Annotated in this window: 28 protein-coding genes; 19 read left to right on the forward strand and 9 right to left on the reverse strand. The window is 58.0% G+C overall.

The window, feature by feature from the left end; genetic code table 11:
* A partial coding sequence (hda, locus tag ABYA88_RS08035; protein ID WP_373186542.1) for a DnaA regulatory inactivator Hda occupies positions 1–612 on the forward strand: 612 nt, incomplete at its 5' end.
* Here the strand turns inward: hda and ABYA88_RS08040 are convergent.
* The 3 genes from ABYA88_RS08040 to arsC are packed head-to-tail and all read right to left on the reverse strand — an operon-like array spanning position 599 to position 1,984.
* On the reverse strand, positions 599–1,024 hold the full coding sequence (locus ABYA88_RS08040; RefSeq protein ID WP_373186544.1) for a DUF2069 domain-containing protein: 426 nt from the start codon (positions 1,022–1,024) through the stop codon (positions 599–601). The two genes, hda and ABYA88_RS08040, sit on opposite strands and share 14 nt — an antisense overlap.
* On the reverse strand, positions 1,011–1,634 hold the full coding sequence (gene wrbA / locus ABYA88_RS08045; RefSeq protein WP_373186545.1) for an NAD(P)H:quinone oxidoreductase: 624 nt from the start codon (positions 1,632–1,634) through the stop codon (positions 1,011–1,013). The genes ABYA88_RS08040 and wrbA overlap by 14 nt, the downstream gene beginning before the upstream one ends.
* On the reverse strand, positions 1,631–1,984 hold the full coding sequence (gene arsC / locus ABYA88_RS08050) for an arsenate reductase (glutaredoxin) (protein ID WP_373186546.1): 354 nt from the start codon (positions 1,982–1,984) through the stop codon (positions 1,631–1,633). Before arsC ends, wrbA begins: the two co-directional genes overlap by 4 nt.
* Positions 1,985–2,077: 93 nt before the next feature.
* On the opposite strand from arsC, the gene ABYA88_RS08055 reads away from it, so the two are divergent.
* Genes ABYA88_RS08055 through ABYA88_RS08065 form a run of 3 tightly spaced genes read left to right on the forward strand, consistent with a single transcriptional unit; the run spans position 2,078 to position 4,072 of the window.
* A complete protein-coding gene (locus ABYA88_RS08055; RefSeq protein WP_373186547.1) occupies positions 2,078–3,349 on the forward strand; it encodes a virulence factor BrkB family protein in 1,272 nt (423 codons plus the stop codon).
* A complete protein-coding gene (locus tag ABYA88_RS08060; protein ID WP_373186548.1) occupies positions 3,346–3,807 on the forward strand; it encodes a TlpA family protein disulfide reductase in 462 nt (153 codons plus the stop codon). The genes ABYA88_RS08055 and ABYA88_RS08060 overlap by 4 nt, the downstream gene beginning before the upstream one ends.
* Entirely contained in the window at positions 3,800–4,072 is a 273-nt protein-coding gene (locus ABYA88_RS08065; protein WP_373186549.1) for an acylphosphatase, read from the forward strand. The genes ABYA88_RS08060 and ABYA88_RS08065 overlap by 8 nt, the downstream gene beginning before the upstream one ends.
* 10 nt (positions 4,073–4,082) lie before the next feature.
* Here ABYA88_RS08065 and ABYA88_RS08070 read toward each other — a convergent pair whose 3' ends face one another.
* From ABYA88_RS08070 to ABYA88_RS08085, 4 genes are all read right to left on the reverse strand, one after another.
* The gene (locus ABYA88_RS08070; RefSeq protein ID WP_373186550.1) at positions 4,083–4,679 is read right to left on the reverse strand and encodes a lytic transglycosylase domain-containing protein; all 597 of its coding nucleotides are present in this window, start codon (positions 4,677–4,679) and stop codon (positions 4,083–4,085) included.
* 1 nt (position 4,680) lies between these two features.
* On the reverse strand, positions 4,681–5,412 hold the full coding sequence (locus ABYA88_RS08075) for a hypothetical protein (RefSeq protein ID WP_373186552.1): 732 nt from the start codon (positions 5,410–5,412) through the stop codon (positions 4,681–4,683).
* A gap of 4 nt (positions 5,413–5,416) precedes the next feature.
* Positions 5,417–7,159, reverse strand: coding sequence for a proline--tRNA ligase (locus tag ABYA88_RS08080; protein WP_373186554.1), 1,743 nt, complete (start codon positions 7,157–7,159; stop codon positions 5,417–5,419).
* Between the two features lie 149 nt (positions 7,160–7,308).
* A complete protein-coding gene (locus tag ABYA88_RS08085; RefSeq protein ID WP_373186555.1) occupies positions 7,309–8,562 on the reverse strand; it encodes an OprD family outer membrane porin in 1,254 nt (417 codons plus the stop codon).
* 302 nt (positions 8,563–8,864) lie between these two features.
* On the opposite strand from ABYA88_RS08085, the gene ABYA88_RS08090 reads away from it, so the two are divergent.
* Together ABYA88_RS08090 and ABYA88_RS08095 are read left to right on the forward strand one after the other, a co-directional pair.
* The gene (locus ABYA88_RS08090) at positions 8,865–9,293 is read left to right on the forward strand and encodes an HIT domain-containing protein (protein WP_373186557.1); all 429 of its coding nucleotides are present in this window, start codon (positions 8,865–8,867) and stop codon (positions 9,291–9,293) included.
* The gene (locus ABYA88_RS08095) at positions 9,293–9,505 is read left to right on the forward strand and encodes a SlyX family protein (protein ID WP_373186558.1); all 213 of its coding nucleotides are present in this window, start codon (positions 9,293–9,295) and stop codon (positions 9,503–9,505) included. The genes ABYA88_RS08090 and ABYA88_RS08095 overlap by 1 nt, the downstream gene beginning before the upstream one ends.
* A gap of 108 nt (positions 9,506–9,613) precedes the next feature.
* On the opposite strand, the gene ABYA88_RS08100 is transcribed toward ABYA88_RS08095, so the two are convergent.
* Together ABYA88_RS08100 and ABYA88_RS08105 are read right to left on the reverse strand one after the other, a co-directional pair.
* Entirely contained in the window at positions 9,614–10,201 is a 588-nt protein-coding gene (locus ABYA88_RS08100; protein WP_373186559.1) for a cold-shock protein, read from the reverse strand.
* A gap of 205 nt (positions 10,202–10,406) precedes the next feature.
* Positions 10,407–10,877, reverse strand: coding sequence for a Dps family protein (locus ABYA88_RS08105; protein ID WP_373186561.1), 471 nt, complete (start codon positions 10,875–10,877; stop codon positions 10,407–10,409).
* 285 nt (positions 10,878–11,162) lie between these two features.
* Between ABYA88_RS08105 and aspS the strand changes: the two genes are divergently transcribed.
* The 13 genes from aspS (at position 11,163) to queE (ending at position 22,360) form a co-directional block, all read left to right on the forward strand.
* Complete coding sequence (aspS, locus tag ABYA88_RS08110) at positions 11,163–12,938, forward strand: aspartate--tRNA ligase (protein ID WP_373186563.1); 1,776 nt, start codon at positions 11,163–11,165, stop codon at positions 12,936–12,938.
* 27 nt (positions 12,939–12,965) lie between these two features.
* On the forward strand, positions 12,966–13,712 hold the full coding sequence (locus ABYA88_RS08115; protein WP_373186565.1) for a YebC/PmpR family DNA-binding transcriptional regulator: 747 nt from the start codon (positions 12,966–12,968) through the stop codon (positions 13,710–13,712).
* 121 nt (positions 13,713–13,833) lie between these two features.
* Positions 13,834–14,361, forward strand: a complete 528-nt coding sequence (gene ruvC, locus ABYA88_RS08120) for a crossover junction endodeoxyribonuclease RuvC (RefSeq protein WP_373186567.1) — start codon at positions 13,834–13,836, stop codon at positions 14,359–14,361.
* A gap of 23 nt (positions 14,362–14,384) precedes the next feature.
* Positions 14,385–14,990 carry a Holliday junction branch migration protein RuvA gene (ruvA, locus tag ABYA88_RS08125; protein ID WP_373186568.1) on the forward strand — a complete coding sequence of 202 codons (606 nt, stop codon included), beginning with the start codon at positions 14,385–14,387 and terminating at the stop codon, positions 14,988–14,990.
* A 28-nt stretch (positions 14,991–15,018) separates the two neighbouring features.
* Entirely contained in the window at positions 15,019–16,083 is a 1,065-nt protein-coding gene (ruvB, locus tag ABYA88_RS08130) for a Holliday junction branch migration DNA helicase RuvB (protein ID WP_373186570.1), read from the forward strand.
* Between the two features lie 57 nt (positions 16,084–16,140).
* On the forward strand, positions 16,141–16,608 hold the full coding sequence (gene ybgC / locus ABYA88_RS08135) for a tol-pal system-associated acyl-CoA thioesterase (RefSeq protein WP_373186572.1): 468 nt from the start codon (positions 16,141–16,143) through the stop codon (positions 16,606–16,608).
* A 4-nt stretch (positions 16,609–16,612) separates the two neighbouring features.
* Positions 16,613–17,287, forward strand: coding sequence for a protein TolQ (gene tolQ / locus ABYA88_RS08140; protein ID WP_373186595.1), 675 nt, complete (start codon positions 16,613–16,615; stop codon positions 17,285–17,287).
* 12 nt (positions 17,288–17,299) lie between these two features.
* Positions 17,300–17,746 (forward strand): protein TolR, encoded by a 447-nt coding sequence (gene tolR, locus ABYA88_RS08145; RefSeq protein ID WP_373186574.1) that lies wholly within the window; start codon positions 17,300–17,302, stop codon positions 17,744–17,746.
* Positions 17,747–17,784: 38 nt separating this feature from the next.
* The gene (gene tolA / locus ABYA88_RS08150; protein WP_373186596.1) at positions 17,785–18,834 is read left to right on the forward strand and encodes a cell envelope integrity protein TolA; all 1,050 of its coding nucleotides are present in this window, start codon (positions 17,785–17,787) and stop codon (positions 18,832–18,834) included.
* Positions 18,831–20,138 carry a Tol-Pal system beta propeller repeat protein TolB gene (gene tolB, locus ABYA88_RS08155; protein WP_373186598.1) on the forward strand — a complete coding sequence of 436 codons (1,308 nt, stop codon included), beginning with the start codon at positions 18,831–18,833 and terminating at the stop codon, positions 20,136–20,138. The genes tolA and tolB overlap by 4 nt, the downstream gene beginning before the upstream one ends.
* A gap of 45 nt (positions 20,139–20,183) precedes the next feature.
* Positions 20,184–20,687: a peptidoglycan-associated lipoprotein Pal gene (gene pal, locus ABYA88_RS08160; RefSeq protein WP_373186575.1), complete on the forward strand. Its 504-nt coding sequence runs from the start codon at positions 20,184–20,186 to the stop codon at positions 20,685–20,687.
* Positions 20,688–20,695: 8 nt separating this feature from the next.
* Entirely contained in the window at positions 20,696–21,514 is an 819-nt protein-coding gene (ybgF, locus tag ABYA88_RS08165; protein ID WP_373186576.1) for a tol-pal system protein YbgF, read from the forward strand.
* Positions 21,515–21,700: 186 nt separating this feature from the next.
* Entirely contained in the window at positions 21,701–22,360 is a 660-nt protein-coding gene (queE, locus tag ABYA88_RS08170; protein WP_373186577.1) for a 7-carboxy-7-deazaguanine synthase QueE, read from the forward strand.

The raw sequence follows: 22,360 nt of genomic DNA on the forward strand, positions 1-22,360 counted from the left end.
GCGGTCGAAGCGCTGGCAGATCTGCATGCCAGTCCGGCGGATTTTTCCCTCTATCTCTGGGGCGCCCCCGGCAGTGGCCGCTCTCATCTGTTGCAGGCAGCCTGCCATCAGATGGTCGAGGCTGGCGGTCTGGCCATGTATTTGCCGCTGGCAGAGGTGATCGAACATGGTCCCTCTTTGCTCGAGGGAATGGAGGAAGTAGACCTGCTGTGTCTTGACGAACTGGATGCGCTGGTTGGACAAGCTCGGTGGCAGGAGACGCTGTTTCATCTCTACAACAGACTGCGCGAGCAGGGTGGGCGGCTGCTGCTGAGTGCCGGTGCGCCGCCGCGGAATATGGCATTCGACCTTGCTGATCTAACCTCGCGCCTGGGTTGGGGGCTGGTTTTTCAGATGCAGCCGCTGGACGATCAAAGCAAACAGGAGGTGCTCAAGCTGCGGGCGGAGGGCCGCGGGTTGCAGCTTACTGACGAGGTCGCGCGTTACATGCTCAATCGTGGTGCCCGCGGTATGGGCGAACTCTTTGCCGCGCTGGAAAAGCTTGATCAGGCGTCGCTGCAAGCCCAGCACCGGCTGACGATTCCCTTCGTCAAGCGGGTTATGGGCTGGTAGCCGTCTGGTCTGCTTCGCGTACCCGCTTGGCCTGAAACCCCCAGCGCACGTAACCCATTGCCGCAATGAAATACAGCAGACTGAAGCCGACCAGTAGTGCTCCGTAGGTCAGTCGCCCTGGCTGAAAGCACACCAGTACCCCATAGATGAAGTACAGGTTGATGGCGAAGCACAGCCATGCATGGGCGCGCACGTTGCCGATCAGAATGCCTGGCAGGAATATCAGCAGAGGTATCAGTAGTGTACCGATGATTACCAACGGGTTGGCACCATGCAGGTTGGCAAAAAGCGCATTGTAGACCAGCAGAACGAGCATCACGCCGAGGTAGCCGATCAGGGAAAGAATCCTGGTAATGGACAGCCGTGGCTCGAGGTAATCCAGTGATGGGAGGGGTTTTTCAGCTTTCGACATGTGCGGCTCCGGCGTGCAGCTGGCGGGTGAGGGCGGCTACGCGCTGCCCCAGGGCTCGGCAGAGCGCCGATTCCTGCGGATCCAGTGCGCGCGCACCATCTGTGCCGGCATGGTGGCTGGCGCCATAGGGGGTGCCGCCGCCGCGGGTTTCGGTAAGTTCGGGGTTCGTGTAGGGCAGGCCGACCAGCAGCATCCCGTGATGCAGCAGTGGTAACTGCATCGACAGCAGCGTGCTCTCCTGCCCGCCGTGCAGGCTGGCGGTTGAGGTGAATACCGCTGCAGGCTTGTCTGCCAGGGTTCCGGCCAGCCACAGGCTGCTGGTGCCATCGATGAAATACTTCAGTGGAGCGGCCATATTGCCGAAGCGGGTCGGGCTGCCAAGGATCAACGCAGAGCAGTTACGCAGATCATCCTCGGTGCAGTACACCGGACCGCTGGCAGGCACAGGCGGGCTGCTCGCCCTAGTCTCGGGCGAAACCTCCGGTATCGTCCGCACCCGTGCTTCGAGCCCGGTGCGCTCGACACCCTCGGCTATCAGCCGAGCCATCTTGGCGGTAGCTCCATGGCGGCTGTAAAACAGCACCAGAACATAGGGAAGAGTCTGGCTCATGGGTACAGCTCCAGAACCTTCTCCGCTGGCCGGGCCAGAACCGCCTTGCCGTGCCGAACCACGATCGGACGCTCAATTAGCCTGGGATAGTCGGCAAGTGCCTGTACCAGTTGCGCTTCGCTGAGGTCGGGGTTATCCAGGTTCAGTTCCTTGTAGGTATCTTCCTGCTTGCGCATCAGATCCCGTGCGCTCATATCCAGCATGGTGAGCAATTCACTGATCGATGCGTTATCCAGCGGAGTCTTGATGTAATCGATTATTTCCGGGGCCTCGCCCTGCTCTTCCAGCAAAGCCAGGGCCTGGCGGGACTTTGAGCAGCGGGGGTTGTGATAGATGCGTGCGACGGACATGGGGGTCTCCGTTCCTGTCAGCGGGGCGGGTGGCTTATGCCGTGTATGCCGTTTATTCTAAGCGTTAATCCTTCTGGCTGTCAGAGTATATTGATGCAGCAAAGACTCAACCTGTTACTGCATTTTTGTCGTTACCTGTTTCGACGATTCAGTGAAGACAACTGTGTCAAGAATGCCGCCGCGCTTACCTATACCACGCTCTTTGCCGTGGTGCCGGTGATGACGGTGAGTTACGCGATGCTCGCGGCGATCCCGGCTTTCGATCAGGTGGGCAGCCAGGTTGAGGATTTCATCTTCAGCAATTTCGTGCCCTCCACCGGTGACACGCTGCGTCAGTACCTCAGCGAGTTTTCCGATCAGGCACGGCAACTTACCGGAGTGGGCGTGGCGTTGCTGCTGATTACGGCATTGCTGATGATGCTGAACATAGAGCGTGCGTTCAATGCGATCTGGCGTATCCGGCAGCCCAGACGAGGTGTATCCAGTTTTCTGCTTTACTGGGCAGTGCTGAGCCTGGGACCGCTGCTGCTGGGTGCGGGGTTTGTCGTCAGTACGTACCTGACATCACTGAATTTCTTCGGCACGGGTGCCGCTGTCGATACTGTTACTCGATTGCTGCTCGGCTGGGTTCCGCTGCTACTGAGTATCGCTGCCTTCACGCTGGTCTACGTCGCAGTGCCCAATACCCGGGTGCCATTGCGCCACGGTCTGGCGGGTGGCGTTCTGGTCGCGCTGTTGTTCGAAGGTGCCAAGGCCTCCTTTGCGCTATATGTAGCGCTGTTTCCGGGTTATCAGCTGATCTACGGTGCCTTTGCCGCGTTCCCGCTGTTTCTGCTGTGGATCTATGTCAGCTGGCTGATCATTCTGTTTGGTGCCGAGCTGGTGGCCAATCTGGGTAACAGTAATGCCTGGCAGCGACCAGTCCTGCCGCGACTGCTCAGCATGCTTGGCCTGCTGCAGGTGTTCCTGCAGGCGCACAAGCGCGGTGATGTAGTGGATCTGGGGGGGGTTAACAACGCGGGGTGGATCATGCATGAAGAGCTCTGGCTGGAACAAACGGGGTGGCTGGAGACTGAGAACATAATTATACGGGCGCAGCACGGTGGTTATGTGCTCAGTCGCGACCTCGACCAGATGGAACTTGCTGATCTGTTTGCCCGTATGCCCTGGCCAGTTCCAACCACCGCCGAACTGCCGTCGCGTCTGCATTCGACGGCTCCCTGGTATCCGTCACTATTGGAGGCATTGAACCGGCTCGAAGGCCAGCGTCGGGAGATCCTGGGCGGTAGCGTCAAGGACTGGTTGGGCACAGATCCAGCAGCAGACAAACGAACACTCCCGGCTGCCGACAGGGTCACTGTATGAGCCACTTCTACGCGACGTCTCTGGCGCTGCTGACTTTGATTTTGACCGGTTGTGGCCAGCCGCAATGGACGGATCACAGGGGCGAGATGGTGAGCCAGTCCGACCTGGAAAATCGCTGGGTGGTGGTCAATTACTGGGCCGAGTGGTGCGCGCCCTGCCGCGAGGAGCTCCCCGAGTTGAACGCTCTGGCCCGGGTGTCGGATGACCTACTGGTACTCGGCATCCATTTTGATGGCTATCAGGGTGAGGAGCTATACAGGCTGAGCGAGCAGATGGATATTCGTTTTCCGGTGGTTGGCCATGATTTTGCCGAGGCCCATGGCTTGGCACTGCCGCAGATCCTGCCGACTACCTACATAATCGACCCGCAGGGAGATCTGGCTCACAGCCTGCAGGGGCCTCAGACCGAACAGCAGCTATTGGCCCTGATGGCCCTTGAAGGAGAAGAAAATGACTAGTCTAAGCGTGCAGGGGTTCGTTCGGGGTCGTGTTCAGGGGGTGGGTTTTCGTCAGGCGACGGTACAGCAGGCGACGGCTCTGGGGCTTGATGGCTGGGTCAGAAACTGCCCTGATGGCTCGGTGGAGGTGATGTTGTGCGGCACGCAGGCAGATGTCGAGGCCATGGCACACTGGTTGCGCGAGGGGCCGGATGCGGCGCAGGTCGACTCTGTCGATCTGCACGCCTGTGTCTGGCAGGACATTGCCGGATTCGTTCAGCTCTGAACCGCCGACGTCATTCATTGACGTACCAGTAGCTGTACCAGTAGTCGATTACCCGGTCGGGATATCTCTGACTGCCCAGGCTGCCATTGTAGCGGGCCAGGCCTCGACGCAAATTGCCCTTTTCCCGGTCGAGATAGTATTTGAGAATGGTGCAGCCGTAGCGCAGGTTGGTCGCCAGGTCGATCAGGTTGTCCTCGGGGCGGCCCAGTTCGTGCTTCCAGAACGGCATGACCTGCATCACCCCCTGAGCTCCTGCATTGGACAGGGCGTAGCGATCAAACAGACTCTCGGCATGGATCAGGGCCAGTACCAGGTCGGGCTTGAGACCGGCCCTGCTGGAGGCCTGGTGAACCAGGCGCAGAAACTCAAGTCGTTCCTGTTCCTCAGGCAGATAAGGTCTCATGCGTGCCGACATGTCGACGAGCCAGACCTCGGCGTCGAAACGATCGCCGAAGCTGCTTGAGCGCGCCACCGTTTCCATCAGCAGCGCCTTGAGTTGCTGGTCGACTTCTCCGCTAGCCTGAGCCTGCGTCGGGCTGGCCAGTACCAGCCCGCTCACCAGTACCAAAGCCGCTATGCGGGTCACGATCCCTGTGTATTTTGCCATCTCAGGGTCGGCTATTGATTTCAAGCGCCTGGATGAATTCACCCTGTAAAATGGGATCGCCGGTAGTCAGCAGAATCAACATGTTCTCCAGCTGATTCGACTCGACGTCCAGACCCAGTTCGGCAAGGCGATGCACTCGGTATGCCCACTGGTCGACATCGTCTTCTTCAAGATTGTCATATATCAGTGAGACGGCCTCATGCAGCTTGCCGCGCAGATCCCGCCCTATCAGCAGATTGACTTCGCCGCGCACGGTCTGATCTGCCTGGGCGCAGAGTTGGATGACGCGCAGATTCTGGTAGTCGAGGTCGAGAAAGCCATCGTTAAGCAGGTTGAGCTGCACGTGCCCGTCCTGATCGGTATGCAGGGTTGTCTGGAAATTACCCGCTACCACCACTATCGGTTTTTCGGCCCACGGCAGGCTGTGATATTCGTCCCGCGCGTCCAGCAGATTGCCCTGCTGATCAAGATAATTTACTCGGTAAAACAGCTGCTCGGTGACACGTACATTGCGCTGCGGCAGTGACATGACGGCAGAGTCACCGATATCAATCTGAATAGTATGGCTGATCAGTTCACGATCAATGCGGTCACGGCTCAACTCCGGCTGGGTTGATTGATTGGCGCAACCAGCCAGCAACAGGCTGGCCAGCGCTGCGATCAACCGCAAATTCGGCTTGGCATGCTTGCAGGCACTGTGCAGGGGCCACGATCGTGGTGACAGGATGTACATACCGTTACTCTTCCCGGCTATTTCCGATGTTCTGCATCAGGAACGCAAGAATGTCCCCGACCTTGATGTTGCGCGGCTCGCTGTCCCTGCGATATTTGTATTCGACCTGGCCCTCATCCAGTCCGCGGTCGCCGATCACAACCCGGTGTGGGATGCCGATCAGGTCCATATCGGCAAATTTCACGCCGGGGCTGACCTTCTTGTCGCGATCGTCCAGCAATACATCGATTCCGGCGCTTCGCAATGCGCTATACAGGCGTTCCGTCTCTGCCTTGACGTTCTCGGAAACTTCCATCTTCAGCGGCACCAGGGCGACCTGAAAAGGTGCCAAAGCGTCCGGCCAAATAATGCCGCGCTGGTCGTGATTCTGTTCGATCGTGGCGGCGACGACGCGCGAAACCCCGATACCATAACAGCCCATGCTCAGGGTGCTGGCCTTGCCCTGCTCATTGAGCACGGTGCAGTTCATTGCTTCGCTGTACTTGCGGCCCAGCTGGAATATATGGCCAACCTCGATGCCGCGCTTGATGACGAGGGTGCCCTGGCCATCGGGGCTGGCATCGCCTTCGACCACATTGCGCAAATCGGCTACTTCATCGTATTTCGCGTCGCGTTCCCAGTTCACTCCGGTGAAGTGGTTGCCATCCTGATTCGCGCCACAGACGAAGTCCGCCAGGTGCGAGGCCTCGTAGTCGGCAATGACCTTGATAGCAAGGCCGACGGGGCCTATTGAACCCGGCCGACAGCCCGTGGCCTGTTGGATCTGCGCCTCGCTGGCAAAGGTCAGTGGCGAATGGATTGCCGGATGTCTTTCGGCCTTGATTTCGTTGAGTTCGTGATCACCGCGCAGAATAAGCGCAACCATCGGGTGCTGCTTGCTCTCGCCGGCTTCACCCAGAACGACCAGGGTCTTTACGGTTTGACTGGCTGGTAGGCCGAGAAATTCGCATACCGCATCGATGGTGAATTTGCCGGGGGTTTCGACCAGGGTCTTTTCGGCGCTCGCAGTGGGTCGCTCGCCCTGGGGCGGCAGAGCGGTCGCCTTTTCCATGTTGGCGGCATAGGTGCCGGTATCCGAGAATACAATTGCATCCTCCCCGGAGTCTGCCAGCACATGGAATTCATGAGAGCCTTCGCCGCCGATAGAGCCGTTATCAGCTACTACCGGGCGGAAATTCAGGCCCAGGCGCGTGAAAATATTGCAGTAGGCCTGATACATGCCCTCGTAAGTTTGCTCCAGCGAGCTTTGGTCCAAGTGGAACGAATACGCGTCCTTCATGACAAACTCGCGTGCCCGCATCAGGCCGAAGCGCGGCCGGATCTCATCACGGAACTTGGTCTGGATCTGGTACATGTTCAGCGGCAACTGCTTGTAGCTGCTGATTTCAGTGCGGGCGAGGTCGGTGATGACTTCCTCATGGGTCGGCCCCACACAGAATTCACGGTCGTGGCGATCCTTCAGGCGCAGCAGTTCGGGACCGTATTGCTCCCAGCGTCCGGACTCCTGCCAGAGTTCGGCTGGCTGGATGGCTGGCATCAGGATTTCCAGTGCCCCGGCGTTGTTCATCTCCTCACGGACGACGGTCTCGACCTTGCGCAGTACCCGTAAACCCATCGGTAGCCAGGTGTAGAGGCCGGACGCGATCTTGCGGATCATCCCGGCGCGCAGCATCAACTGATGACTGATCACGGTGGCGTCAGCGGGTGTTTCCTTGAGCGTGGAGATCAGATATTGGCTGGTGCGCATGGGGCATGGATCCTGGGGCGGTTTGAGCAATGGGCGTATTGTACGTTTGTGGCCTGTTGGCGTATAGACCACGCAAGCGGAGGTGATTTCCCCACAGGCATAAAAAAACCCGGCCGAAGCCGGGTTTTCTGTTTCTTACCGCTGGATGCTTAGAGCAGATCCCAGGTGTAGGAAACGATCAGGCGGTTTTCGTCAACGTCGCCACCATCAAGGGTGTCATCCTGACGGATAGTCGCGTTGCGCCACAGAACGTTAACGCCTTCCAGTGCACCTTGCTGAACGGTGTAGCTGATGTTGGTGTCACGCTCCCAGCGGCTGTCGCGTACGGCAGGAGCCGCATCGATGTTGTCGCTGGTGATGTAGCGGGTCATGAAGGCCAGACCGGGAATGCCCAGGCCGGCGAAATCATAATCGTAACGGGCCTGGTAGGAACGCTCGTCCTTGGCATTGAAGTCAAGGTATTGAACCGAGTTGGCCAGGAAGATCCCGCCATCAAAGTAGGCAAAACCTGCATCACCACCCATGCGTTGGTACGCGACGCCGAAAGCATGATGGCCTGCACCCAGGGTCAGTGCCAGTGAGGTGGCATCATTGTCGAAATCGGAGCCAGGAGCACTTTCGTCCGAAGTCTTGTAATGAGCCAGGTCAGTAACCAGCGACATGTCATTGGCCAGGGCCAGATTGTAAGTGCCGCCCAGGAAGTGACGCTTCCACAGGTTTTCAGCATCGGAAGTGTAGAGGCTGGCGCTCAGGTCGTTGGAGAACGCGTAGGTGCCGCCCAGATAAGTCACTTTTTCGTTCGGAATGAACGCGCCATCCACTTCGGATGAATCATTCATTTCGCCACGGTCATTCATGCGGCCGGCTTCAACGAACAGGCCATCGATGGACTCGTTGGTGATGCTGTAACCGTTGTAGTGGTTCGGCAGAAGGCGAGCGTCGTCGTAGGCAATGACCGGGTTGGACGGCAGGTGTACGCCATAACGCAGGATCGTGTCCTGAACGATGTGGGCTTTTACTGCGCCACGGATCTCTGAATAGTTACTTGGGCCGGTATCACCGAAGGAGCTTGGCAGCAGGCCAGTGCCTGCATCTTCCTGCTCGCTGTCAAGCTTGATGCCGAGCATTGCAATGGTGTCGAAACCCAGGCCGATCGGGCCGCGGGAATAGCCGGACTCGAAGTTCAGTACGAAGCCGGTAGCAGTTTCTTCGCGCTTGCTCTGGGTTACGCCAGGGCTACGGAAATCACGGCTGAAATATACGGTACGGTTGCTGAGGGTAGCCGAAGAGCTTTCGATGAAGCCTTCGTTGTTTTCTACAGCAGCGGTGGCCTGTGATACGAGCAGCCCATTGCCCATGGCAACAGCCAACGCGATGGAACTCCACTTGATAGCGTTTTTCATTTATTGCTCCTTCAGTTTTTTTGACTATCTATGGTCACGGGATCCGCAACCAATCATCTTTGTTATTATCACTACAGATTAAAGCATCAAAAGATTAAATGTAAAAGATAAGGATTAAAAACACGCCCTTATGGCTTTCATCTATAATTTTGACGGCTATCTCAGACGCTAATTGGTGTATTTGGCGGCGCCAGCGTAAACCAAAAAACAGAGTTTTATGTGATTCACATCACAGATGTCTCAGGCTGAGACGCCGTGATTTCGCGGATACTACCCTTAAATTCCCTCGAAGAGAAGGTGACATGTTCAATCTGCACCCGCAATTGGCGAATGACTGTATAGATGTAGGCGATTTCCCCTTGAGCAAATTGTTGCTTATGAACGATTACCAGTATCCGTGGTGCATCCTTGTTCCTCGGGTAGAAGGCATTACCGAGGTGTTTCAGCTCGAAGAAACGGACCAGCAGCGTCTCTGGGCTGAATCCGCGCTCTTGAGTCGCCTGCTCAGTCAGGAGTTTGCCGCGGACAAGATGAATATCGCGGCCCTGGGCAACGTGGTGAGCCAGTTGCACGTGCACCACGTTGTCCGTTACCACGCTGATGCGGCATGGCCGGCGCCAGTATGGGGGCGATTGCCGGCAAAGGCCCATTCTGCAGTGCAATTGCGCGAGCGCTTGCAGCGTCTGCGTGAAATGCTGCCCCCCGATTTTGATTTTGCGGAGCAATTGTGATGAGCGAGCTGGAAGACAGAGTTGCTGACCTTGAGATAAGGCTGGTATTTCAGGACGATACCATTCAGTCCCTGAGCGAGACCGTGGCAGCGCAGCAGATGGAGATGGAGAAGCTGCGCAGGGCGGTCGAGGTGCTGGCCAGAAGACAGGCTGACTTGGCCAGCTCCCTGCCCGGCGGCAGCGACGATGACCAACCACCGCCACATTACTGAAGGTCGCACTGGTCATTGTTGACTGATAGCTGCGATCAATCGCCGCGGTGGCACCTGCGGGGCTTCCGGTCGGGCACTTGCTCGAAGCCCCCGACCAGATTCTCTTGCCTAGAGAATGACGACGTCTTCCGCCTGCAATCCTTTTTCACGCCGGGCGACGACGAATTCAACCCGCTGGCCTTCTTCCAGTGCTCGATGGCCCTCACCGCGTATCGCGCGAAAATGGACGAAGACATCATCGCCCTGGTCCCTGGAGATGAAGCCGAAGCCCTTATTGGTATTGAACCATTTGACGGTTCCGGCTTCGCGGTCGGACTGGCGGCCTGGAAGACTGAATGACAGCTGTTGTATCTGTCCCGCCAGACTCATAACGGTTGCAATGCAGACCGCACCTATGGTCAGCCCTATCGCGTAGATGGCCAGGCCATCCGGGGCGGGCAGCCAGAGCCCAGCCAGCAGAACCAGTGCAGCCGCCAGAACGATGACTGAAACGAGGACGCTGACACCGCGACGCGAAGGAGTATCGCTACGCTGCCGGCTGTTGAACTGTTGCAAATTGAGCAGGCCAAGGAACAGTACCAGAATGCCCATGAAGTCGATTGGACCGCTCTGGGTAAAGAAAGGTAGCGCAATTATGAGGCCAAAAATCAGTGCGGCGAGGCCGATAATAAGATGCAGATAACGAAGCGTATTCAAGAATTTCACCCTGGATGCTATGACAATTTATAGTGGAAAGTGCTTATACCCGGCAGTAGCAGACGATAGCTGGGGCGCGCACTGTAACCTGAAAGTGTCAGAGGCTCAAAGCTGGAGGTGTTCGGGGGGGGCACGTAGGGAGTTGAATACATGCGCTGGCGAACAGGGATCGCCCGCCAGCGTTGAATTGTTGTGCGATGTGCTATTACTTCTCCAGAAGGCTACGCAGCATCCATGCGGTTTTCTCATGAACCTGCATGCGCTGGGTCAGAAGATCAGCGGTGGGCTCATCATGGGTCTTGTCGCAGATGGGGAAGCATTCCCGCGCGGTGCGAACGCATGCTTCGTGACCCTCAACCATCAGGCGGACCATATCAAGAGCTTCTGGCACGCCTTCCTCTTCCTTGATACTGCTCAGTTCGACAAACTGCTTGTAGGTGCCGGGGGCCGGGAAGCCCAGGGTGCGGATTCGCTCGGCAATGTCATCCACGGCCTCTGCCAGTTCCATATAGTGGGTTTCGAACATCATGTGCAGGGTCTGGAACATCGGACCTTTGACGTTCCAGTGGAAGTTGTGGGTCTTCAGGTAGAGCGTATAGGTATCTGCCAGCAGGTGGGACAGGCCTTCGGCTATCTTTTCGCGATCATTTTCTTTGATGCCAATATCGATTTTCATCATGACTCCTGCTGAGTGATGGTTGATTTGTCGTCCAGTATAGACGCTTGCGCGCAACCTGCCGGGTTCTGGATCAATTTGTCGAAACTGAATATTGCAGCCATGCCGCGGTTTAAACTGAGCCCAAAGGTAGCCACAGGCAGGGAGGGGCGCAATTGCCCCGGAGGTTCTCGCCGACAGGGCCATCTTTCGGGTATATTATGGCGCTTTTCTACGTGTGCGACCTCGCGAGGGCCCTCAGGCCTTCCCGCGGCTGCCCGATCTCTATGACAGGAATACCACAACATGATGCGTACCCACTATTGCGGCCAGTTGAATGAATCGCTGGCGGATCAGGAAGTCACCCTTTGCGGCTGGGTTCACCGGCGTCGCGATCACGGTGGCGTGATATTCCTGGATATACGCGATCGTGAGGGCCTGGCCCAGGTGGTCTTTGACCCGGATCGTGAAGAAACCTTTGCGCTGGCCGATCGTGTGCGTAGCGAGTATGTCGTCAGGGTGACCGGCAAGGTCCGGGCCCGCCCGGCAGGCGCAGTCAACCCGAACATGGCCTCGGGTGCGATAGAGGTGCTCGGCTACGAGCTGGAAGTGCTCAATCAGGCCGAGACGCCGCCGTTCCCGTTGGACGAATATTCCGATGTGGGCGAGGAAACCCGCCTGCGCTATCGCTTCATCGATCTGCGTCGCCCGGAAATGGCCGCCAAGCTGAAGTTGCGCTCACGCATTACCAGCAGTGTGCGCCGCTTTCTTGATGACAACGGTTTTCTTGATGTGGAAACGCCGATCCTGACCCGCGCTACGCCAGAAGGCGCCCGCGATTATCTGGTGCCCAGCCGGACCCACCCGGGCACCTTCTTCGCGCTGCCGCAGTCCCCGCAGTTGTTCAAACAGCTGCTGATGGTGTCCGGGTTTGATCGCTACTACCAGATTGCCAAATGCTTTCGCGACGAAGACCTGCGCGCCGACCGGCAGCCGGAATTCACCCAGATCGATATCGAAACCAGCTTTATGGACGAAAAGGATATCGTTGGCCTGACTGAGAGCATGATCCGTCAGCTGTTCCAGGAAGTACTGGATGTGGATCTGGGCGAATTCCCACACATGACCTTCGAAGAGGCCATGCGCCGCTACGGCTCCGACAAGCCGGACCTGCGCAACCCGCTGGAGCTGGTGGATGTGGCCGACCAGCTGGGCGAAGTGGACTTCAAGGTGTTCAGCGGCCCGGCCAATGATCCCAAGGGCCGTGTTGCTGCGCTGCGTGTACCTGGCGGGGCGAGCATGCCGCGCAAGCAAATCGATGATTACACCAAGTTTGTCGGCATCTACGGTGCGAAAGGTCTGGCCTATATCAAGGTCAACGAGCGCGCCAAGGGCGTCGAAGGCCTGCAATCGCCGATCGTTAAATTCATTCCCGAGGGGAACCTCGAGGTGATTCTGGATCGCGTAGGCGCGGTCGATGGCGACATCGTATTCTTCGGCGCGGACAAGGCCAGGGTCGTATCCGAGGCTCTGGGCGCGCTACGTATCAAGCTGGGGCATGATCTGGAGCTGTTGACCTGCGAATGGGCTCCAATGTGGGTAGTCGATTTCCCGATGTTCGAAGAGGATGACGACGGTAGTCTGAGTGCGCTGCATCATCCGTTCACCGCGCCCAAGTGCAGCCCGGAAGAACTGGCGGCGAATCCGGCCGCGGCGCTGTCGCGGGCCTATGACATGGTGCTCAACGGCACCGAGCTGGGTGGCGGGTCGATCCGTATCCATCGCAAGGAAATGCAACAGGCGGTGTTTGATATTCTGGGGATCAGTGCCGAAGAGCAGCAGGAGAAATTCGGTTTCCTGCTTGATGCGCTGAAGTACGGTGCGCCACCGCATGGCGGCCTGGCGTTCGGGCTGGACCGTCTGGTCATGCTGATCACCGGCGCTCAGTCGATCCGCGAAGTGATTGCTTTCCCGAAAACCCAGAGCGCTGCCTGCGTGATGACACAGGCCCCGGGAGTGGTGGACAACAAGGCACTGCGCGAGCTGCATATTCGCCTGCGCGAGCAGCCCAAGGTCGAGTAATCCAGTCGTAGAGGGGCAGAGCCGTTTATGGCCGGACATTCCAAATGGGCCAATATCAAGCACCGCAAGGCGGCACAGGATGCCAAGCGGGGCAAGGTATTCAACAAGCTCATCCGCGAGCTGACGGTGGCTGCCAAGCTCGGCGGTCCCGAGCCGGCAGATAATCCGCGGCTGCGTGCAGCCGTGGACAAGTCGCTGACCGCCAATATGACCCGCGACACCATCGACCGGGCAATCGCGCGGGGCGCAGGCAGCACTGATGCCGACAACGTCGAGGAGCTGACCTACGAGGGTTATGGTCCCGGTGGGGTGGCGGTGCTGGTCGAAGTGATGACAGATAATCGCAACCGGACAGTAAGTGAGGTGCGTCATGCATTCAACAAATGCGGTGGCAACCTCGGTACCGATGGTTCGGTGGCCTACCTGTTCGAGCGGCGCGGCCAGATCAGCTATGGTTCGGAGTCCGATGAGGACGCTCTGATCGAGGCGTCGCTTGAGGCGGGCGCAGAGGACGTCATCAGCAATAATGATGGCTCGGTCGACGTGTTTACCACGTTCGAGGGCTTCGCCGCGGTGCGTGATCAGCTCGATGAGGCCGGCTTCGCCCGGGAAGGGGCAGATATCAGCATGATTCCGGCCACGACGGTCTCGCTGGATCTGGAAGGTGCCGAAAGCATCATTCGTCTGGTCGACATGCTTGAGGACCTGGACGACGTGCAGAATGTCTACAGCAATGCCGACATACCCGATGAGGTCATGGAACAGCTCGCCTAGACTCTTGCCAGTCTGCAGCAGGGAGGCCGATGCCTCCCTTTTTCATAGTCACTATCTTTTCTCGAAAGCCCTGGTGGATATGGCACACTAGACGCCATTCACATGGCGGGAATAACAACCCATGGCCCTGATATTGGGGATAGATCCAGGTTCGCGCACCACCGGTTACGGCATCGTCCGCGAACACGCCGGCAAGTGCGAATATGTCACCTCCGGCTGCATACGGCTGGGAGACGGACCGTTACCCGGTCGACTGAAACTGATATTCGAAGGGCTGAGTGAACTGATCGGCAGGCACGAGCCACAGATACTCAGCATCGAGCAGGTTTTTCTGGCGCGCAATCCCGATTCCGCACTCAAACTTGGTCAGGCCCGTGGCGCGGCGATAGTTGCCGCAGTGCATTCGGGCATGGAAGTGCATGAATACACGGCCCGCCAGATCAAGCAGTCCGTAGTCGGTACCGGCGCAGCGGACAAGACACAGGTGCAGCACATGGTCACCCAGTTGCTCGGGCTGTCCGGTACGCCCCAGGCCGATGCGGCTGACGCTTTGGCGGCGGCATTGTGTCACGCCCATTCCGTCGCATTGAATATGCAGCTGGGAGGTGGTCTGCTCGGCCTGCGCAGCGGTCGCGTGCGCCACCGATAGCCTCTTACAAGAGAATTGCTTCAATGATTGGACGATTGACCGGTGTGCTGCTGGAAAAGCAGCCGCCACACATCATTCTCGACGTGCAGGGGGTCGGCTATGAGCTCGATGCGCCGATGAGTACGTTCTACAAGCTGCCTGCGCTGGGCCAGTCGGTCACCTTGCATACGCACATGGTGGTGCGTGAGGATGCGCAGCTCTTGTACGCTTTCGGCGAGAAGCGCGAGCGCGAGCTTTTCCGCGAGCTGATCCGGCTCAATGGCGTCGGACCCAAGCTGGCGCTGGCTCTTATGTCGGGTCTGGAGGTGGACGAGCTGATTCGTGCCGTTCAGGCGCAGGATACTAGTGCGCTGGTGCGCGTACCGGGGGTAGGAAAGAAGACTGCCGAGCGCTTGCTGATCGAGCTGCGTGACCGCTTCAAAGCATGGGAAGCCTTGCCTGGAGCGTTCAAGCCGTTGGCGGGCGAGGGCGGCAATGCGGTGCCGGTATCGCAGAGCAGCGATGCGGTCAGCGCGCTGATTGCGCTCGGATACAAGCCGCAGGAAGCCAGTCGCGCGGTTGCCGCGATAGAAGAGGATGGCATGAGCAGCGAGGAGTTGATTCGTCGCGCGCTCAAGGGCATCGTTTGATTTTCTGCATTCAACGCACGGGACATCCATGCTGGAAGAAGACCGCTTGATCGCTGCCGCGCCGCGGCAGCAGGAAGATGTTATCGACCGGGCGATCCGCCCCTACCGTCTGGCCGACTATATCGGCCAGCCGAGCGTGCGTGAGCAGATGGAGCTGTTCATCAAGGCCGCCAAGGGGCGGGGCGAGGCGCTCGACCATGTGCTTATCTTTGGTCCACCGGGTCTGGGCAAGACCACGCTGGCTAACATCATTGCCCAGGAAATGGGCGTCAAGATCAAGAGCACTTCTGGTCCGGTACTCGAACGGGCAGGGGACCTGGCCGCCATGCTGACGAATCTCGAGGCGGGGGATGTCCTGTTTGTCGACGAAATTCACCGTCTCTCACCGGTAGTCGAAGAGATCCTCTATCCGGCAATGGAAGACTACCAGCTGGATATCATGATCGGCGAAGGACCAGCTGCGCGCTCAATCAAGCTCGATCTTCCCCCTTTCACCTTGGTGGGCGCCACCACACGGGCCGGGATGCTGACCAACCCACTGCGTGATCGCTTCGGCATCACCCAGCGCCTGGAATTCTATGGTGTCGACGACCTGGCAACCATTGTTGCGCGGTCGGCGTTGATACTTGGCTTGCAGATCGATTCCCTGGGTGCCCTCGAGATCGCCCGTCGCTCACGTGGCACACCGCGGATTGCCAATCGGTTGCTGCGTCGTGTCCGCGATTTTGCCGAGGTCCGTGGCACCGGCAACATCTCGGTCAGCGTTGCCGATCAGGCACTGAACCTGCTGGATATCGACGCCAGGGGGTTCGATCATATGGATCGGCGCCTGTTGCTGGCGATGATCGACAATTTCGATGGTGGTCCGGTGGGTATCGACAGTCTTGCCGCAGCCATCAGTGAAGAACGGCATACCATTGAAGATGTGCTCGAACCCTTTCTGATCCAGCAGGGTTTTATTACCAGAACGCCACGTGGGCGCATGCTGACTCGCCACGCCTACGCACATTTCGGTCTTGATCTGCCGGGGCGGATGACGCAGCCTAACTCCGATCTGTTCGCGCCGGGCGATGATCCTGACGCGAACCGATAAAATATTTTCGATATCGGTTGGGAAAGACTATGCAAATCTCACGGTTGGCTCTACATTATGCGCGCTGACTATTCCGGACTGCCGTTCGCGCTGAGAGTCCGAGTTTACTTTGAAGATACCGATGCCGGCGGCATCGTTTATTACGTCAACTACCTCAAGTTCATGGAGCGTGCGCGAACCGAATTGGTCCGCTCCCTGGGGTTTGACCAAAGTGTCCTGCAGGCTGAAAACATCATTTTTGTTGTGCACTCGGTGACCGCCCGTTATCACGCGCCCGCGCGGCTGGATGACGAGCTGGAAGTCAGTGTCGAGGTGCTGGAGCTCAAGCGTGCCAGCATCCGGTTCCGTCAGCAGGTCCGGCTGGTTGGCGGGAGCATGTTGTGCGAGGGGGAGGTACTGGTTGCGTGCGTCAGCGCTGACCGCTATAAGCCCAGAGGAATTCCGTCTGCCCTGAACGAGGCGTTCAGGGCCAGGCAGGTAACAGATAGCAAGACCGAGCGAGGAGAGGTAACGCGTGCAAGCTGATCAAATGTCGATGTGGCACCTGATTTCCACAGCCAGCGTACTGGTACAGCTGGTAATGCTGATTCTGGTGGCGGCGTCTATTGTGTCCTGGGTGATGATTTTCCAGCGCAGCTCCTTTATCCGTTCGGCAAAAGCGGCGCTGGATGATTTTGAAGACCGTTTCTGGTCGGGGATTGACCTGTCCAAGCTGTATCGCCAGGTGACCGGCAATCCGGACAGCAATTCCGGGCTGGAACAGATATTTCGCGCCGGTTTCAAGGAGTTCTCGAGGATGCGCCAGCAAGCCGGAGTCGATCCGGATGCGGTGATGGACGCGGTGCAGCGCTCCATGCGCGTGGCGATTTCCAAGGAGGAGGAAAAGCTGGATCAGCACCTGCCTTTCCTTGCCACGGTCGGCTCGACCAGTCCCTATATCGGCCTGTTTGGTACCGTCTGGGGCATCATGAATTCTTTCCGCGGTCTGGCGACTGCGCAGCAGGCAACCCTGGCCACGGTGGCTCCGGGTATTGCCGAAGCATTGATCGCGACCGCGATCGGTCTGTTTGCAGCGATCCCGGCGGTCATTGCCTACAATCGCTTCTCGGCCCGTTCGGAAACCCTGATCAGTCGTTACTACACTTTTGCCGACGAGTTCTCGAGCATCCTGCATCGTCGCGTTCACGCTGGCAACGAAGAGTAAACGGGAGTCTATATGCAGGTGCAAGGCAGACGCCGGAAACGCAAACCCGTTGCAGAGATGAACGTCGTTCCCTATATCGACGTGATGCTTGTGCTGCTGGTGATTTTCATGGTGACCGCTCCGATGCTCAATCAGGGCGTAAAGGTTGATCTGCCCCAGGTGGCGAGCGAAGTGCTGCCTTCGGACAGCAATCAGCAGGTGCTGACCCTGTCGGTGCTTGCCGATGGAACCTATTACTGGAATCTGGGCGAGACTGTGGATACGGAAACCCAGACAGATAGCGCCATTTCCCTTGAAGAGATGTCCTCAGGGGTGACCAAGATCATCAGTGCCCGCCCCGACACGCTGGTGTACATCCGCGGTGACCAGGAAGCGAACTACGGCCTGGTGGTCACTGCGATGGCAACCCTGCAGCAGGCGGGCGTACCCAACGTCGGACTGATCACCGAGGCGCCGTGAACATTCGCGAACCGCGGCAGGCGGAAGCCGGCAATTACATGGCATCGGTGCTCAAGGCGCTAGCCGTGCACCTGGCTGTCGTACTTTTGCTGTTTGTCTCTTTCAGCAGCGCTCCAGAGTTCGAGCCGGCAAAGCCGATCGTTCAGGCAACACTGGTGCAATTGAATTCCAAGAGTCCGGCGCAGACGCAGACGGATCAGCGCATAGCTGGAGAAGCAGCACGCACTGCTGCCCAGCGCCATGAGGCTGAAGAGCTCAAGCGCGACCAGCAGAAACAGGAACAGGCCGAAGCAGCGGCTGCCTCTGCCAGGGCGCAGGAGCAAGCCGCGGAAGCCGCGGCGGCGCAGCAACGCGAAGAACAGCAAAAGGCCGCGACTGCAGCAACACAGGAAAAACAGCAAAAGGCCGCGGCTGCAGCAACACAGGAAAAACAGCAAGAGGCGGCCAAGCAGCTCGAAGCAGCCAAGCAGGCGGAGGCCGAGGCCCAGCGTAAAGCGGATGCCGCGCGCAAGCTGGCAGCCGAAGAGGCCGCAAAAAAGGCGGCGGCTGAGGCGGCAAGGAAGAAGACAGCTGAAGAAGCGGCAAAGAAACAGGCCGCCGAGCAGGCACAGAGCAAGGCGGCCGAAGAGGCCAAGCGCAAGGCAGCCGCGGCCAAGGCCGAAGCGGAAAAAGCAGCGCAGCAGAAGCGCGCACAGGAGGAAGCGCGGGCCAAAGCGCTCGCCGACCTGCTTGCCGACGAGACCCAGTATCAGCAGGCGCAGGCCGATCTGTCAGGTGATGAAGTCGCGGCCAGCTACGATGATCTGATTCGGCGCTACGTCAGTGAACAATGGAGGCGTCCTCCTTCCGCCCGAAATGGTATGGTGGTCGACGTTGTGATCAGTATGCTGCCTACCGGCCAGATCACTGATGCTGTAGTCGTGCGGACCAGCGGCGATCCGGGTTTCGACCAGTCGGCAGTGCAGGCCGTCCGAAACGTGGGCCGTATTCCGGAAATGCAGCAGTTGTCACGTGAAAAACCGGCGACTTTTGATAGCCTGTATCGCAAACGTACTTTGCGCTTCAAACCAGAGGACCTGTCATTCTGATGAAAATGTTGAAGATCTGGCTAACCGCTCTCGCCTTGTTGGTGGTGGCGCAGAACCTATTTGCCCAAGGCGCAATCGAAATTACCCGTGGCTCCGACAAGGCGTCTCCCATAGCGGTCGTTCCATTCGGCTGGCAGGGCAGTACGCCGCTGCCGGAAGACATGGCCGAGATTGTCGCCAACGATTTGCGCAACAGCGGCATGTTTGCCCCTTTCGATCGCCGCAACATGCTGAGTACGCCTACCCAGGCCAGCCAGATCTTCCCGCGCGACTGGCGGATTCTCGGTGTCGAATATGTTATCGCCGGTCAAATCAGCCAGGATTCCGGTGCAGATCAGTACCAGTTGCAGTTCAGTCTGTATAGCGTGATCCGTGAAGAAGTGATGTTGACACGTACCGTCAGCGGCACTCGTAGCCAGCTGCGTGATATGGCGCATCACCTGAGCGATCTGGTGTTCGAAGAAATTACCGGGATTAAAGGCGCCTTTAACACCAAGCTTCTGTACGTTGCCGCGGAGCGTTTTTCCGCAGATAACACCCGGTTTACGCTGCAACGCTCCGATTACGACGGCGCCCGAGAGGTGACGCTGCTGCAGTCTCGCGAGCCTATCCTGACGCCATCCTATGCTCCGGATGGACAGCGCATCGCTTATGTGTCATTTGAGTCGCGACGTCCGGAAATTTATGTACACTATATCCAGACCGGTCGGCGCGAACGCATTACCAGTTTCGAGGGGCTCAATGGCGCTCCTTCCTGGTCGCCTAACGGCGAGCGTCTGGCGTTCGTGCTGTCACGCGACGGCAATCCCGAAATCTACGTGATGGAGCTGGCCACCAAGCAATTGCGCCGCATCACTAACCATTTCGCCATCGATACCGAGCCGGACTGGATGGACGACGACACCATTGTGTTTACTTCTGATCGTGGTGGCAAACCACAGATCTACAAACAGAATATCAATACCGGCGGGACCGAGCGGCTGACCTTTGTCGGCAACTACAACGCCAATGCCAAACTCTCGGCTGACGGCCGCACCATGGTCATGGTGCACCGTCAAGAGGGTAACCGCAATTTTCAGATTGCCATCCAGGACCTGGAGCGCGGCAATCTGAGAGTTTTAACAGAAACATCATTGGATGAGTCACCTACTGTTGCTCCCAATGGCGTCATGTTAATTTATGCCACCCGTCAACAGGGACGGGGCGTACTCATGCTGGTGTCTACCAATGGCCGTGCGAGGTCGGTAATTCCGACCAAATTCACGGATCTGCGAGTGCCCTCATGGTCCCCATACCTGCCCTAGGGTGTAAAAACATTAAAACATGTGGGGTTTTCCAGGAGTCTTATGATGCAAGTAATTAAATTTGGCAAGTTCGCTGCACTGGTTGTAGCTTTGGGCGTTATCGTTGGTTGTTCCTCCAAGGGTGGCGACACCGGTGGCACTGGCGCGGTTGATCCGAACGCCGGCGCCGGTTACACCACGCCTGCTTCAACTGGCGATGGCATGTCCAGCGAAGAAGCCGCGCTGCGTGCGGTAACCACCTTCTACTTCGAACTCGACAGTGCCGAGCTGAAGCCAGAAGCCAAGCGTGCTCTTGATGTGCATGCCAAGGACCTGCGCGCTTCTGGTAATCGCGTAGTTCTGGAAGGTCACACTGACGAGCGCGGTTCGCGTGAGTACAACATGGCTCTGGGCGAGCGTCGTGCCGCTGCCGTTCAGCGTTACCTGGCTGGCCAGGGCGTTTCTCCTTCACAGCTGGAGCTGGTCTCCTACGGTGAAGAGAAGGCGGCTGCCATGGGTTCCGATGAGGAAGCCTATGCCCAGAACCGTCGTGTAGAACTGCGTAAGTAAGAGGTCATATGAAAGGTTACAGGGGTTTAACAGCGGTCCTGCTGCTATTGCCATTGGTGGCAATGGCTCAGGTTCCGGTCATTGACGGCAGCGCGGGCGGTGCCCGTGGTAGTCAGTCGTCGACCCCTGCAACCGTACAGGCCCAGGCTGGCTCCTCGATCGAGGGCCAGCTCATGCAGGAGGTTTACCAGCTGCAACAGGAAGTCGCCATGTTGCGCGGCAGACTGGAAGAGCAGGAATACCGGCTCAAGCAGATGGAAGAGGAACAGCTGGCCCGGTACCAGGATATTGATCGCAGGTTGTCCGCTGGCGCTGCTGCGCCAAAGGTGCCAAGTAAAGAGCGGGCGCAGGTTGATAACCGGGACATTCCCTCCAGCGATCAGCAGAGCGGGGGTGAAAACGAATCAACAGCAAAATTACCAGGCAATACCGGTACGGCCGAGGTCGATCCGGAGCGTGAAAAACTGATGTACGATGCGGCCTTTGATCTGGTCAAGGCGCGAGATTTCGAAAAGGCGATTCAGGCATTCAGTGCCTTCGTCAGAAAGTTCCCGAACAGCGAATATGCCGGGAATGCTCAATATTGGCTGGGTGAGATTCACCTGGTCGAATCTGATCTGGATTCTGCAGGCCGTGCTTTTGCCAGGGTGGTCAGCGAATATCCGGGTCATCGCAAGGAAGCCGATGCGCTCTACAAGCTCGCCGACGTTGAGCGTCGACTGGGTAATCGGGAGAAAGCCATCGAGCTCTATCAGGAAGTGCTCTCCAGACACCCGAATACGTCGGCCGCCCAGTTGGCCCGGCGCGATCTGGACAGCCTGAGTTAAAAGCCGGGAATGCAGGAGATTGATCCGTGCGGCCATAGTGCCGCTGGGAGCCTGCATTTTGCCCATCTGTCGGCTAAACTACCCGCCTTTCATTCTACGGTTATCAAGCTCACGCCTGTTTTGTAAGGCAAGCGACAACCCTTGTGGGCCTCTGCCTGTTCAGCAGTCCAGCCCTGGATACCATTCATGTCAATTGATCCAAGCTGCTCACTCCGGATTACGGAGATATTCTATTCCATCCAGGGCGAAAGTCGCACCATGGGGCTACCCACGGTTTTCGTACGTCTGACTGGCTGCCCCTTGCGTTGCCAGTATTGCGACACTGCCTATGCCTTTACCGGGGGGGAGGTTCGCAGCCTCGAAGATATAATTGCACAGGTAGCCAGTTATTCACCCCGGTATATCTGCGTGACTGGTGGTGAGCCGCTTGCTCAACCCAATTGCATACCGTTGCTCGCTGCACTATGCGATGCGGGCTATCAGGTATCGCTTGAAACCAGTGGTGCTCTGGATGTCTCGGCAGTCGATACCCGGGTCAGCCGCGTGGTGGATCTGAAGACGCCCGGGTCTGCCGAGATGAGCCGCAACCTGTATGCGAATATCGCGATACTGGGCAGGCAGGACCAGGTAAAGTTCGTGCTGTGTAGCAGGGAAGACTACGACTGGGCGCGATTCAAGCTGGACGAATACGCATTGTCTGAGCGGGTGGGTGAGGTGCTTTTCTCACCGAGCCACGGACAGCTGAGCCCGCGGCAGTTGGCAGACTGGATTGTCGAGGATAACCTGCCGGTCCGCTTTCAGATGCAGTTGCATAAATATCTGTGGAACGACGAACCCGGACACTGA

The sequence above is a fragment of the Halopseudomonas sp. genome (genome assembly GCF_041579695.1).
In the GTDB taxonomy this organism is placed as follows: Bacteria; Pseudomonadota; Gammaproteobacteria; order Pseudomonadales; family Pseudomonadaceae; genus Halopseudomonas.